The 13,556-nt window shown below is 65.0% G+C and carries 12 protein-coding genes, 1 pseudogene and 1 riboswitch; of the genes and pseudogenes, 5 read left to right on the top strand and 8 right to left on the bottom strand.

What is annotated here, in order from left to right; translation table 11 throughout:
* Position 1: 1 nt before the first annotated feature.
* The 5 genes from ACT4OC_RS12080 to ACT4OC_RS12060 are packed head-to-tail and all read right to left on the bottom strand — an operon-like array spanning position 2 to position 6,426.
* Positions 2-631, bottom strand: a complete 630-nt coding sequence (locus ACT4OC_RS12080) for a precorrin-8X methylmutase (RefSeq protein WP_444839221.1) — start codon at positions 629-631, stop codon at positions 2-4.
* Positions 631-1,782, bottom strand: a complete 1,152-nt coding sequence (gene cobG / locus ACT4OC_RS12075) for a precorrin-3B synthase (RefSeq protein ID WP_444839220.1) — start codon at positions 1,780-1,782, stop codon at positions 631-633. The genes ACT4OC_RS12080 and cobG overlap by 1 nt, the downstream gene beginning before the upstream one ends.
* The gene (gene cobN / locus ACT4OC_RS12070; RefSeq protein WP_444839219.1) at positions 1,779-5,021 is read right to left on the bottom strand and encodes a cobaltochelatase subunit CobN; all 3,243 of its coding nucleotides are present in this window, start codon (positions 5,019-5,021) and stop codon (positions 1,779-1,781) included. The genes cobG and cobN overlap by 4 nt, the downstream gene beginning before the upstream one ends.
* Positions 5,021-6,055, bottom strand: a complete 1,035-nt coding sequence (gene cobW, locus ACT4OC_RS12065) for a cobalamin biosynthesis protein CobW (protein ID WP_444839218.1) — start codon at positions 6,053-6,055, stop codon at positions 5,021-5,023. The genes cobN and cobW overlap by 1 nt, the downstream gene beginning before the upstream one ends.
* A complete protein-coding gene (locus tag ACT4OC_RS12060) occupies positions 6,052-6,426 on the bottom strand; it encodes a DUF1636 family protein (protein WP_444839217.1) in 375 nt (124 codons plus the stop codon). Before ACT4OC_RS12060 ends, cobW begins: the two co-directional genes overlap by 4 nt.
* Before the next feature lie 93 nt (positions 6,427-6,519).
* Positions 6,520-6,738: riboswitch (cobalamin riboswitch) on the bottom strand.
* A 43-nt stretch (positions 6,739-6,781) separates the two neighbouring features.
* On the opposite strand from ACT4OC_RS12060, the gene cobO reads away from it, so the two are divergent.
* Together cobO and ACT4OC_RS12050 are read left to right on the top strand one after the other, a co-directional pair.
* Positions 6,782-7,423, top strand: coding sequence for a cob(I)yrinic acid a,c-diamide adenosyltransferase (gene cobO, locus ACT4OC_RS12055; RefSeq protein ID WP_444839284.1), 642 nt, complete (start codon positions 6,782-6,784; stop codon positions 7,421-7,423).
* A 10-nt stretch (positions 7,424-7,433) separates the two neighbouring features.
* Complete coding sequence (locus tag ACT4OC_RS12050) at positions 7,434-8,882, top strand: cobyric acid synthase (protein WP_444839216.1); 1,449 nt, start codon at positions 7,434-7,436, stop codon at positions 8,880-8,882.
* Between the two features lie 4 nt (positions 8,883-8,886).
* On the opposite strand, the gene cobD is transcribed toward ACT4OC_RS12050, so the two are convergent.
* Positions 8,887-9,852: a threonine-phosphate decarboxylase CobD gene (cobD, locus tag ACT4OC_RS12045; protein ID WP_444839215.1), complete on the bottom strand. Its 966-nt coding sequence runs from the start codon at positions 9,850-9,852 to the stop codon at positions 8,887-8,889.
* 11 nt (positions 9,853-9,863) lie between these two features.
* On the bottom strand, positions 9,864-10,805 hold the full coding sequence (gene cbiB / locus ACT4OC_RS12040) for an adenosylcobinamide-phosphate synthase CbiB (protein WP_444839214.1): 942 nt from the start codon (positions 10,803-10,805) through the stop codon (positions 9,864-9,866).
* Positions 10,806-10,932: 127 nt separating this feature from the next.
* Here cbiB and cobU point away from each other — a divergent pair, with 127 nt between their 5' ends.
* From cobU to bluB, 3 genes are read left to right on the top strand one after another with little or no spacing between them, the layout of a single operon-like run.
* Positions 10,933-11,436, top strand: coding sequence for a bifunctional adenosylcobinamide kinase/adenosylcobinamide-phosphate guanylyltransferase (cobU, locus tag ACT4OC_RS12035; RefSeq protein ID WP_444839213.1), 504 nt, complete (start codon positions 10,933-10,935; stop codon positions 11,434-11,436).
* Positions 11,433-12,224: an adenosylcobinamide-GDP ribazoletransferase gene (gene cobS / locus ACT4OC_RS12030; protein ID WP_444839212.1), complete on the top strand. Its 792-nt coding sequence runs from the start codon at positions 11,433-11,435 to the stop codon at positions 12,222-12,224. Before cobU ends, cobS begins: the two co-directional genes overlap by 4 nt.
* Positions 12,224-12,856, top strand: a complete 633-nt coding sequence (gene bluB / locus ACT4OC_RS12025) for a 5,6-dimethylbenzimidazole synthase (RefSeq protein WP_444839211.1) — start codon at positions 12,224-12,226, stop codon at positions 12,854-12,856. The genes cobS and bluB overlap by 1 nt, the downstream gene beginning before the upstream one ends.
* Here bluB and ACT4OC_RS12020 read toward each other — a convergent pair.
* Positions 12,853-13,146 (bottom strand): annotated as a pseudogene (locus ACT4OC_RS12020) (enolase C-terminal domain-like protein); the annotation flags it as partial. The gene bluB and the pseudogene ACT4OC_RS12020 overlap by 4 nt on opposite strands.
* Positions 13,147-13,556: the final 410 nt, after the last annotated feature.

Genomic DNA, 13,556 nt, shown 5'->3' with positions numbered 1-13,556 from the left:
GCTATTCGTTCCGACTCGCTAGCGCATTCACGGCGGCAACGGCGATCGCCGACCCGCCAAGGCGCCCCTCGACCGTCAGTGCCGGCGCCGGCGGGTTTGCCATCAACGCGGCCTTGGATTCGGCAGCCCCCACGAAACCGACGGGGCAGCCGATGATCGCGGCCGGCCTTGGACAGTCGCGGTCCTCCAGCATGTTGAGAAGATGAAACAGCGCGGTCGGCGCGTTGCCGATGGCGACGATCGCGCCCTCAAGATGCGGCCGCCAGAGCTTCAGCGCCGCGGCTGAGCGCGTATTGCGCATGGATTGCGCGAGCGCAGGAACGGCGGGATCGCCGAGCGTGCAGATGACGGCGTTGCCGGCCGGCAGCCGTGCGCGTGTAATTCCCTCCGACACCATGCGCGCATCGCAGAGAATGGGCGCACCATTCCGCAAGGCGGCGCGTGCGCCGATGGCCATGCCGGGCGTGAAGCGGATATGCGCCTCGAGACCCACCATGCCGACAGCATGGATCATGCGCACGGCTACGGGTTCCTCATCCGCCGTGAAGCGACCGAGATCGGCCTCGGCCCGGATGGTGGCGAAGGACTTCCGATAGATCGCCGCGCCATCGGTTTCGTAAGTGTGCGGCATCAGCGCGTTCCCACCAACACGGAGGGATCCCTGACGATGGCTGCGCCGCTTAGGCCGCGTCTGATCGGCGTATCCCGCGTCGAGCCGCCACGGACAAGGTCAAATCCGTCGCGGGTCGCAACCAGCGTGATTGACGCCGGGCCGGCATGGGCGCAGCCCTTGGCGCAACCAGAGACATGAAGCCGGGCGTCGGGCGCAATGTGCGGTGCGAGTGCAGACGCAAGCTCGCGCGTATCGGCATGCGCTTCGCGGCAGCGCGGTGCGCCGCTACAGGCGATCGCACGGAGCAGGGGATCATCAGTCCGTGTAATGAGACCCGGCAACCGAGGCATCTCATTGAGCCCCTCTGCCAGCATCATGCGCCATGGCGTCATGCGGAGCGCTTGCGCACAGCCTGCGAGATGGCTGAGTGCCAAATGCGTGACTTGCCCGAATGCTGCGCCGACCATCACGCCCTGCGGATAGAGGCCCAGAGACGGCGCCGCGGATATGCGCGCAGGCTCGGTGTCGCCCTGAAGAGCTTTCGGCAGCCTGACTCCGGCGCGGAGATGGGTCGCCATCCGCCCTCGCCCGCCCGATGCGACGAACCATTCGGCAAGCGCAAGCGCGACATTCACGGCTTCGCTTCGCGCGACCGAGCGACCGAATTCGGCACCATCGGCGCAGACGATGAGACCACCCGTAAGATCGCGCTCGATCCGCACATCAGCCGACGCGGCAGCGAGCTCGCGTTCCTTCCCGTCATCGACTGCAAAACCAAACTTAGTCGGAAGATCGAGCGTGCTATCGGCCAGAGCCTGCTCGAGCTCAGCGGCAAGCGAGAATGTGTCGTCGCTAGTGCGCCAGAACGGCGTCACCAGAATGTTGCGCCGCGACTCGATTTCTGGATCCGGGTCGAGCATCCCCAACCGCGCCAACCCATCGAGCAGCGCTAGATGCTCACGTTCGTTGACGCCACGGATCTGGAGATTGGCGCGGCTGGTCAGATCGATCAGACCGTTGCCGTAGCGCTCCGCCAGATCGGCAATGCCGACCGCCTGCTTCGCGTCGAGCCTGCCGCCATATGGGCGTACACGCACGACCAGCCCGTCGCCGGAGAGCATCGGCCGCAGGGCTCCCGGGCACCACCCCTTGATCGCGACGGTGCTCAAGACGCCTCCCGCAGCGCGGCCGCAATCGAATTGCGGCGCGTCTTCCACAACGACGCCTCATGCAGCCGGGTGAAGCAGGTTTCCATCGCGACAAGCGCCGTCGGATTTTCGCGCGTCATAAAGCTGCGGACGTCGTCATTGCCGAGTGTCGCGTCGTAGTAGAGATCAAACAGATGGGGCGGCACGACGCCTGCTAGATGGGCAAAGGCCGCCATGTGCTCCAGCGTCGCAGTGATTTCGGCTGCACCGCGAAAACCATGGCGCATCATGCCAGCGATCCAGTCCGGGTTGGCGGCACGTGCACGCACCACGCGCGAAATTTCCTCGGCTACCGCGCGCGCCCGCGGCTGATCAATGCGTGTTGCATCGAGGTGATAGAGTTCGATATCCGTGCCGAGCCGCGCCGCCGCAGCCGCAATGCCCGCCTCATGCGCGGCATAATCAGCGGCGAGCAGCAGATCCGTCTCCGGCAGATCCTGGGTATGGACGAAGGCATCAGCGGCCGCGAGCCGCGCCTCGATGCCTGCACGATCAGGCTTCATTGCGCCATCGGACGAGAACGCCCAGGACGATGCCGACAGCCAGGCCTCACCGGCAGCTTCCCGTGATTCTATCGTGAAGACGTCAGGTATCGACGACAGGCCGACGCCATATTGCCCCGGACGGGGCCCGAACACGCGTGAGGCGCGATGGCGATAGGGATTTTCCTCGCCCTCCCCTTCGCGCGCCGAGAGCGCTTCGGTCGCCGCCTCGAACAATTGCGCGAGCCCCGAGAAGACGTCGCGGAACAGTCCGGACACGCGCAGCGTGACGTCGATGCGGGGACGGCCGAGCTCGGCGGGCGCGATGATATCGTAGCCGATCACCCGGCCCGACCCGTGGTCCCAGCGCGGCGCGAGTCCTGCAAGATGCAGGGCCATCGCAAAATCCTCGCCCGCGGTGCGCATAGTCGCCGAGCCCCAGAGATCGACGACGAGCCCCTTCGGCCAGTCGCCATGATCCTGCAAGTGACGGCGCAGCAGTTCCTCGGCGAGCTTGATGCCTTGCACATGGGCCGACGGCGTCGGCACCGCACGGGGGTCAACAGCAAACAGATTGCGTCCCGTGGGCAGCACGTCCGGGCGACCGCGATAGGGCGAGCCCGCCGGCCCGGGCGCAACGCGCCGGCCGGCAAGCGCATTGAGCACCGCGCCCTTCTCCGCTGCACCGCAGGCGCCGCGACCGAGCACATGCAGGCCGTCGCCGAACTGACTTTCCTTGAGATCGCAGACGAAGCGGTCGATTGGCGGAATGGCCTCGGCCGGCGCTGTCGATACGGCAAGGCCCAGATCATCTTCCAGCCCGGCGGCGCGCGCCTCGTCGCGGATCGCCGCAATCAGGCGCTGGCGGCGCCCGGGGTCGAGGCCATCAGCGGTCGAATATTCGTCGAGCAGATGTTCGAGCCGGCGCAAGCCTTCCGGCACCGCGGCCTTCGCCAATGCCGGTGGCAGATGACCGATCGTGACCGCACCGATCCGTCGCTTGGCCTGCGCGGCTTCACCGGGATCGTTGACGATGAAGGGATAGACTACCGGCACATCGCCGATCAGCGCGTCCGGCCAGCAGGACGACGACAGCGCGACGGACTTGCCCGGCAGCCATTCGAGCGTGCCGTGTGCGCCCATGTGGACAACGGCGTCGATCCCTTGGCGCCGTAGCCACAGATAGAAGGCAACATAGGCGTGACGCGGCGTGCGTGACAAATCATGATAGTCGGTATCGCGGTTGCTGACCGCACCGCGCTCCGGTTGGACGGCGATGATGGCCTTGCCGCGCCGGATCGCAGCAAAATGAAACGCGCCGTCGCTACAGCTCGGATCATCTTCCGGCGCGCCCCAGGCGCGCGCGAGGTCGTCCTGCAACTGGCGTGACAGGTCTGAGAGCGCCGCACGGTACTCGGCGACGCTCCAGGTTAATTGCTCCCGCAAGAGGACGTCGCCAAGTGCCTCCGCCGCTTCCACATCGAACCCGGCTTCGCCGAGATCGGAGAGCAGCGCCTCGACCGAGGCGAGCGCGTCCAGCCCCACCGCATGCGCGATTTGATGCGGACGGCCCGGATAGTTTGAGAGCACGATAGCCGGCCGCTTCTCGTCGGCCGGCTTATTCGCAAGTCTCTGCCAAGCCGTGACCCGCGCGGCAACGGCGCTCACGCGTTCGTCGTCGGCTCTGTGTGCTAGACGGGCGAATTGCAGATCGGGATCGCGCTCGCTCGCCGACTTGAAACTCACCACACCAGCGAACAGCCGGCCGTCGACCTCGGGCAACACCACATGCATGGCGAGATCGCCCGGTGAGAGACCGCGAAGCGACTCGGCCCAATCCTCGCGCCGGGCTGTCGACAGCGCAACCTGGAAGACCGGGCACGATGCAGCATCGAACGGGGTGGTGTCGTCGTCACCGGCCGCGGAGAACGCCGTCGCATTGACGATGGCAGCCGGCTCATGTTGCGCAAAGTGCGCTGGCAGCCAGCCCGCGACGCCCGGCGACTTCAGGGAGGTGACGAACACGCCAAAGGCATCAAAGCCCTTCTGCCGTAGCGCTGCGATCAGCGCGTCGACCGGGCCCGTATCGGCAGCGGTGAGATAGGAGCGATAGAAGGTGACGAGCGCGCGCGGCCGCCCATCGCATGTCGGCGCTGCCACAATGCCGCGAGCGGGGTCGTAGAAGCCGATCTCGGGAACATCCAGCTCCCCGACGACGGGTCCCGCATAAAGTCCTGACGCCAACGCGAGCTGGGCGATCACCGCCTGCGCCGCGACCGGTCCGCCCTTGTCGCAGAGCGCCTTGAGCCGCCTGAGCGTCGAGCCCGGCAGGGTGGAGAACGCATCCAGTCGCAGATCATCGCGGCCATCCGCCGGCAGTACGGCCAGCGCGATATTGCGATCCTTTGCCAGTTGATGCAGAGCCGTGAGCCCGTACGACCAATAGGACTCACCCCCGATCAGCCGCACGAGGATGCCGCGCGCCTGCGACAATGTTCGCTCGATATACGTGTCGACCGACAGCGGGTGACGCAGCTCCGCGAGGTTCGCGAGCCTCAGCGACGGCAGGCCGGCGCGCCCGCGCCGCCAGCCAGACGCGAAGGCGGCGAGATCGCTGTCGGAAAACGAGAGCGCCACGAGATCGGCCGGATCCTGGCCGATGTCTCTGGGCGTCGCGGTCTCCTCAAGACCACGGTTCTCGCGAAAGACAACGTGCATCAGATGCCAAGTCCCGCCTTGATCGCGGCTTCGTCGATGTCGCCTTGCTCGCCGATCACGACCAGTTTTGACTGTCTCGGCCGCGCCCCCCAGGGCCTGTCGAACTGATGCCGCACCCGCTCGCCGACCGATTGCAGCAGCAGCCGCATCGGCTTGCCCTCGACCGCGATATAGCCCTTGGCACGCAACACGTTCTGCTCGCGCGCCAGCCGCTGGATCGATGCGACCAGCGCATCGATGTCGGTGACCTCCGGGATATCGACGACGACGGACGCAAAATCATTGTGCTCGTGCTCATCCTCGCCGTCATGATGCGAAGGGCGCGCGGCGAGATCATCCTCTGCGGCCGCTTCGAGGCCGAGGATCACACGCGCGTCGACCGCACCGTCGACGACCGACAGCATCGGCACGCGGCGCGGCATCTCGGCTTCGATCGCAGCCTTGGCCGCTTCGAGCCCTGCCGAGCCGGCGAGGTCCGCCTTGGTGAGCAGCACGATATCGGCGCAGGCAATCTGGTCCTCGAACACCTCTGACAGCGGCGTTTCATGATCGAGATTGTCGTCGGTCGCCCGCTGCGCTTCGACAGCATCCGGATCCGGCGCGAAGCGGCCCGCCGCCACGGCCTCCGCATCGGCGAGCGCAATCACGCCGTCGACCGTGATCCGCGACCGGATTTCCGGCCAATCGAACGCCTTGAGCAGCGGCTTCGGCAGGGCCAAGCCCGACGTCTCGATCAGGATATGATCGGGCTTCACGGTGCGTGCGAGCAGTTGCTCCATAGCCGGAATTAGATCATCGGCCACGGTACAGCAGATACAGCCATTGGCGAGCTCGACGATGTTTTCCGCCGGGCAATTGGCATCGGCGCAGGATTTCAAGATCTCACCGTCGACGCCCTCGCTGCCGAACTCGTTGACGAGCACCGCGAGCTTCTTGCCGTTGGCATTGGCGATCAAATGCCGGATCAGCGTCGTCTTGCCCGATCCGAGAAAGCCGGTGACGACGGTGACGGGGACTTTTGCGAGTGAGCTCATTCGGCGGCCTCCGGCACGACGGCAATGGGTGGAATGCGGGCGAGCGATTGCTTGCGAAAGATCTCAGGCCGGCTGCGCCACGGCACGATGCCATCGGACGCCCCGGCGTAAGCTGATGCACCGGCAATCACGTCTTTCGCATTGGCGTCCGACAACCGGCCGTAAACATAGGACCAGCGTCCCGGCGCGCTGAGCGCGATGGAGCAGCCCTGGCTACACGCAGACAGGCATTCGACGGGAACGACATTCACGCCCTCGGGCACGCCGGCATCCAGGATCGCGGCGTGCAGGCGCTTGCCGGGCGTGGTCTCGCCCTCGCTGAGCGTCTGGCCGGCACGGCAGGTAATGCAGACGTGAAGTGTGACAGTCATCGCCCCTTCCAGAAAAACAAACGGGGGGCGATGAGGCGCGCGAACCACTTTGCCAAGGGCTCGCTTCCCCGTCGCGGAACACCCCGTCCGCCGGTCCAAAACGTTGCGCTGGCAGGTCTCCCGGCTTGCGGAGCAGGATCTCGTCCTTCGATCCCCGCCTTCCCAACCCCTTCAGGGATCAGTGGCTTTGGGAATCTCTCCGGTCACGGTCGCGGGGGCGGCTGCTTTTCGAACCCAAACCTCTCGATTTGAGCCCTATCGCATTCCCTCTTCGCCTGTCGTAGGACAGGAACCAACGCAGGCCCACCATTTGCCCAAGGCTCCAACTTGTCAAGCCGAAGGATCACCTCCGATGATGTCTGAACAGGATGCCGCCGGGGACGCGGACACCGCCGTCTCCGAGGCTCGTCACGCGGCGAAAATGGCCAAGAAGAAGGTCGCCCGCGACAAGATCATGGCGACCAAGAGCGGCGAGAAGGGACTGATCATCGTTCATACCGGCGCGGGCAAGGGAAAATCATCCTCCGCCTTCGGCATGATCGTGCGCTGCATCGCGCATGGCTTTCCCTGCGCGGTCGTCCAGTTCATCAAGGGAGCTTGGGATACCGGCGAGCGCCGCCTGCTCACCGGGCATTTCGGTGACCTCTGCCAGTTCCATGCGATGGGCGAAGGTTTTACATGGGAAACGCAGGACCGCGCCCGCGACATCGCTGCCGCAAGAGCGGGCTGGGACAAGGCGAAGCAATTGATCCTGGATCCCGATTTGCGCATGGTCGTGCTCGATGAGATCAACATCGCGCTTCGCTATGACTATCTGGAGATCGCGGAGGTCGTCGAATTCCTGAGGGTGCACAAGCCGCCGACGACGCATGTCGTTCTCACCGGACGCAATGCGAAGGACGAGTTGATCGAGATCGCCGACCTCGTCACCGAGATGACGCTGGTGAAACATCCCTTCCGGTCCGGCATCAAGGCCCAGCCCGGCGTCGAGTTCTGAAGACAGTTCGATGGCGCGCGCATTGATGATCCAGGGTGCGGGCTCCGACGTGGGCAAGTCGCTCGTCGTCGCGGGCCTCGCGCGCCTGGCAAGACGCCGTGGCCTACGTGTGCTCCCGTTCAAGCCGCAAAACATGTCGAACAATGCGGCCGTCACCGTGGATGGCGGCGAGATCGGCCGTGCGCAGGCCTTGCAGGCGCTGGCCGCCGGTGTCGAGCCGCATACCGACATGAATCCGGTCCTCTTGAAGCCGGAGACCGATGTCGGTGCGCAGATCATCGTACACGGCAAGCGGATCGCCACGGCGCGTGCACGCGAATATGCTGCCCTCAAGCCTTCACTGATGGGCGCTGTTCTGGAGAGCTTTGCGCGGCTGAAGCAGCGCGCCGATCTCGTTCTCGTCGAAGGCGCCGGCAGCCCGGCCGAAGTCAATTTGCGCAAATCCGACATTGCCAATATGGGCTTTGCCCGCAAGGCTGACATCCCCGTTGTTTTGATCGGCGACATCGACCGCGGCGGTGTCATCGCGCAGCTCGTCGGCATCAAGACCGTGATCGACCCGGACGATGCAGCGATGATCCACGGCTTTGTCATCAACAAGTTCCGCGGCGATCCCACGCTGTTTGACGACGGCTATCGGCTGATCGAAGCCAGGACAGCATGGCGCGGCTTCGGCGTGCTCCCCTACTTCACCCGCGCGAACGAGCTTCCGGCCGAGGATGCGCTGGGGCTCGGCGAGGCGCGCAAGCCCGGTCAGTGCAAGATCGCGTTTCTCGCGCTGTCGCGGATCGCCAATTTCGATGATCTCGACCCGCTTAAGCTTGAACCCGGCGTCGATCTCGTGATAGTTCGCCCCGGAGACGCCATTCCCGGCGACGCCAGACTCGTCATTATTCCCGGCTCGAAGTCGACACGCGGTGATCTTGCCTTCCTACGCGCGCAGGGCTGGGATATCGATCTGCTTGCGCATCGTCGCCGCGGCGGTCATGTGCTCGGTGTCTGCGGCGGCTACCAGATACTCGGGCGCAGCATCGCCGATCCCGAGGGGATCGAAGGACCGGCGGGCGAGACGCAAGGCCTCGGGCTCCTGGATGTGACCACGGTCATGACCGAACAAAAGACGCTCACCCGGGTCGCCGCGCAACACGTGGAGACCGGGCAGCCGATCGATGCCTATGAGATCCATATCGGGCGAACCGATGGGCCTGACCGCGGACGTCCGTTCGCCCTGCTCGATGGCGCGCCGGAAGGCGCGATCTCGCCCGACGGACGCGTCTACGGCAGCTATCTGCATGGCCTGTTTGCGTCCGACGATTTCCGTAGCTCGTTTCTCGCGCAGCTCGACATTCCGGCCACGGACCAGCCGTATCGTGGAAGGGTAGAGAGCGCACTCGACGCGCTTGCCGACCACATCGAGGCCCATCTCGACGTCGAAGGACTGCTTGCGCTTGCGCGTTGAGGGATCAGCGCGATAGAGCGGCGGCCAGGCGCGCCCACTCGGTCTCGTCGCCCGGCAAACCCAGCCGCAACCATCGCGGTTGTTGTTCAAAGATACGCGACCAGATGCGTGCGCCGGCAAGCCGCTTCTGTGCAGCGCGCGCGTCTTCTGTCTCGTAGAGACGGAACAGCGGCGTACCACCAATCAACCGCCAGCCCTGCGATTTCACCGCAGCATCGAGCTGCTGGCAATCGCGTCCGAGACGGCTCGCGGTTGCTTCGACCCATTCGCGATCCAGCAAGGCGCGTCGTCCGACCGCAATTGCAGCACCGGAAACCGGCCACGGACCCGCCATTCCCGATAGCGCAACGATGTCCCCTTCCCCGCCCAGCACGAAGCCAAGCCGCAGGCCGGCGAGTCCATAGAACTTTCCGAACGACCGCAGGATCAGGAGGCTTGGTCCTGCCGCCTCCGCCGCGAGCGACAATTCGGGGACAGCGTCGGCGAAACTCTCGTCGATGATGAGACGACCGACGCGCGGCAGCAATGCGAGCAGGTCTCCCCGCTCATGGCGTTTCCCATCGGGATTGTTGGGATTGACGATCACGGCGAGATCGGCTCCCGTCAACGCCTCAAGCGTAGGGACCTCGGCAACGTCCCAGCCGGCGACTGACAGAACCGCGGCGTATTCGTTGTATGTGGGCGCGAGAATGTGCGCTCGACCACGGGGCGCGAGGCACGGCAGAAGCTGGATAGCAGCTTGCGCGCCGGCCATCGCCACGATCGGCGCGTTGGTCGCATAGGCCTGCCGCGCGGCCTGATGCAAGGATTCGATGTCAGATCGCGATGGCAGCGCTTGCCAGTGTTGAGGCTCGATCTCGCCGACCGGATAGGGTTGCCGATTGATGCCGGTCGACAGATCGATCCAGTCCTCCACGCGTCCACCGAAACGCTGGACCGCCTGATCGAGATTTCCACCATGCTCCTGCATCGCCGCCCTCGTCATGCAATCGCCAGCGCCACGAGCAATCCGCCGAGGAGCAGCATCGCGCGTATGTAGAGCGTCAAGCCTTGCCGGACATCGGCGGAGAGCGGATCGCGCGCGCCCTCGTTCAGCCAAGCCTCATTGGTCACGCTGCCATGGTAACTCCGCGGTCCGCTCAACCGTACGCCGAGCGCGCCTGCCATGGCAGCCTCCGGCCAGCCGGCATTGATCGAACGATGGCGGTTCGCGTCTCGCACCATGCAGGACAGCGCTTCCGAGAAGTGCGGGGAGACCAGGACGAAGAGAAAGCCCGTGAGGCGCGCCGGGATGAAATTGGCGATGTCGTCGATGCGCGCGGCCGCCCAGCCGAAATACAGATGACGCTCGGAACGATGGCCGATCATGGAATCGAGCGTATTGATGGCCTTGTAGCCAACGATGCCAGGCAGACCGAACAGCGCGCCCCAGAACACCGGCGCCACGACGCCGTCCGATGCATTCTCGGCGAGGCTTTCGATGGCGGCGCGCGCAATCCCTGCTTCATCGAGCGTTGCAGGATCGCGTCCCACGATCTGAGCGACCGCCAGACGCGCCGCATCGATGTCGCCAGATTGCAGCGGCTGCACCACCGCGGCGACATGGTCATAGAGCGAGCGCAGTGCGACCAGGGGCCATGCGAGTACCGCCAGGAGCACGACGCCGCCCCACCGGGGAGACAGTACGGCCTGCACGATCCAACCGATCGCGACGCAAAGCCCGATCGCCAGCAGCGCGGCGCCGACGCCTGCGATGCGGCGGATCGGCGGCGCATCGGCGGACCGGTTCCAACTGTGATCGAGTAGGCTGATCAGTCGGCCAATCCAGGTGACGGGATGGCCGATGCGCGCGAACAGCGCGCCGGGCCACCCCACCAGGGCGTCCACCGTCATCGCCACCGCCATTGCCCCGGCAAAACCCACGCATCGTCTCCCGTTACGTCTGCCCTGATGCGCAAGAATTGCGAAGGAGCGCAAGCCCCTCGGAGCAGAATTCGGCTTTGTCTTTGCCGGCGATTGGTGGTTAGTGCGGATCCGAACGGAGGGTTCGATGCCGATTGTGCTGATCACGGGAGGCGCCAGGTCGGGAAAAAGCCGGCACGCCGAGGCGCGCGCACACGCCTATCCCGGCCGGCCCATCTATATCGCCACCGCCGAAGCGCTTGATGCGGAGATGGAAGCGCGGATCGCCAGGCATCGCGCGCGCCGCAGCAACGACTGGATCGAGCGCGAGGCTCCGCTAGACCTCGTGCAGGCGCTGACCGAGACGGACGGCGGCGGCGCCCGCCTTATCGATTGCCTGACGCTGTGGCTGTCGAACCTCCTCCATGCCGAACGCAACTGGTCGGACGAAGCGGCCCTGCTCACGGATGCACTCGGCCGGCAACAAAGTCCGGTGATCCTTGTCACCAACGAGGTCGGCCTCGGGATCGTGCCAGATAACGCGCTCGCGCGCAGCTTTCGCGATGCCGCCGGTCTGTTGAACCAACGGATCGCCGCGGTCGCCGACGAGGTCGAGCTCGTGGTGGCGGGATTGCCGATGAAGGTCAAGTGATGCTTCAGCTCGAACAGCTGCGAACGATCGTCACCGACTTGAGGATAGGCGTTTCGTTCGCCACGATTCTTCCCTTCGGTCCACCCACGGCCGTAAGCGATGGCGAAGTTACACGCGCAAGCTGGGCGCTGCCGGTTGCGGGATTGCTGGTCGGCCTGGTGGGATCCGCCGTTTACGCTCTCGCCCATGCGATTGGTCTGACGCCGGGGCCGGCAGCCATGCTCGCGCTCGCGAGCACGGTGATCGTGACCGGCGCGCTGCATGAGGACGGGCTTGCCGACACCGTGGATGGACTGGGCGGTGGCCGGACGCGCGAGCGCAAGCTCGATATCATGCGCGACAGCCAGATTGGTACGTATGGCGCATGCGCGCTTGTCATCTCGCTGATCCTGCGCTGGAGCGCGTTGGCAGCGATCGCCGCGCCGCGATCGGTGATGATTGCGCTGCTGCTCGCACATGCCGCCGCACGCGCAGGAGTGCCGACCTTCATGGCCTTCGTGCCGCCGGCACGGCCGGACGGGCTTTCGGCTCGCGCAGGCCAGCCGGCACCGCAAAGCGCCGCCATTGCGCTTGGCGTGGGTGCCGTTGTGCTCGCGTTCGGCCTTGGGCCGGCCAAGGCGATCCTGGCCGTGGTCCTTCTCGCCCTCATCGGGCTGATGATGACTTGCCTCGCGATCAAACAGATCGGCGGTCAGACGGGCGATATATTGGGTGCATTCGAACAGCTTTCCGAGACCGCCATTCTGCTGATGGCCGCCGCCCTTTTCCAATCGGGCCCGCAACTCTGATGGTCGCCTTCGACGATCAATTTCGCCGGCAATTGCGCGAGCTCTTCATCTGGCGCCGCGACGTGCGTCGATTTCGGACCGATCCGCTGCCCGAAGCCGCGCTGGAGCGGCTCATCGATATCGCCTGCCTGTCGCCGTCGGTTGGGCTGAGCCAGCCCTGGCGTTTCGTCATCGTCGAGGACGCGGCGAGACGCAGCGACGTGATTGATGACTTCAAGGCCTGCAATGCCGATGCCCTGGCGTGCTATTCGGGGGAACGGGCAGCGCGATATGCCGCGCTAAAACTCTCGGGCCTTGAGGACGCACCGGGTCATCTGGCTGTCTTCGCGGAGAAGGCCAGCGATATCGGCCATGGCCTCGGGCGCGCTACGATGCCGGAAACGATCGAATATTCCGTCGTCGCGGCTATCTGCGCGATGTGGCTCGCCGCCCGCGCGGAAGGTATCGGGATCGGCTGGGTGTCGATCCTGACGCCTGCCCGGATCCGCGAGATTCTCGACGTGCCGGAGTCCTGGAGACTCATCGGCTATTTCTGTGTCGGATATCCTCAGGCCGAATTCGATCGGCCTGAGCTCGAGCGAGCCGATTGGGACTACCGGCGGGCGCCGAGCGAATTCACGATCCGACGTTAGTGCGTGCGATAGTGCGCGATCGAGGCAAGATCGGGCACTGCACCGAGCCCCGGATCTTCGCTCAATTCGACAGTCCCATCCGTCACTTTGACTACGGGACCACAAGACTGGTCGCGCGACGGATTGTCGCTGGCGTCAACCTCCAGCCAGCCGTCACCTCCGATGCCGGCAAGCAGATGGGCGGACGCAAGCAAGCCGATGCCTCCGCCGCGATAGTGGGGACAGAACGTGTTGGCGGCGCTCAGAATGTCGCGCGCTAGTTCCGCGCAGACGGTAAGCCCATCCCATTTTGGCCGCGGCAAGTGAGGAGAAACCGCTTCGTGTCGTTACAGCCGCTGATTTCGCAGGTGGCAATAGCGCCGCCAGCGCTTGCATGCGGCGACGGGGTCGCAATGGCGCCTGCGCGGATTGAATACTACACTTCGTTACGCTGCACCCGCCGAACAAACGCAGGAGCGCGAAATCGCTTGCTCTTCGAAACTCCGAACTAGCGGCGGTACTTCATTTGGTACGGCATGACCGATCGAGACTTAGCTTAAGTGCTGATCGCGCTTCGCTTTTTGAGATCTCCCGGTCCAGTCCATCATCGGGGCGACGGAGAATTTCCATTCCATCTCAGTTGCTTAACTGCAATGCCGGTTCGATGCAACGTGGTGTTTGCAACCCTGCCCGTCCGCGAAGCATGTCCGACCGAACCAAA

This window comes from Bradyrhizobium sp. (assembly GCF_052389815.1).
In the GTDB taxonomy this organism is placed as follows: domain Bacteria; phylum Pseudomonadota; class Alphaproteobacteria; order Rhizobiales; family Xanthobacteraceae; genus Bradyrhizobium.
This window is presented reverse-complemented; position numbering and strand designations above follow the sequence as displayed.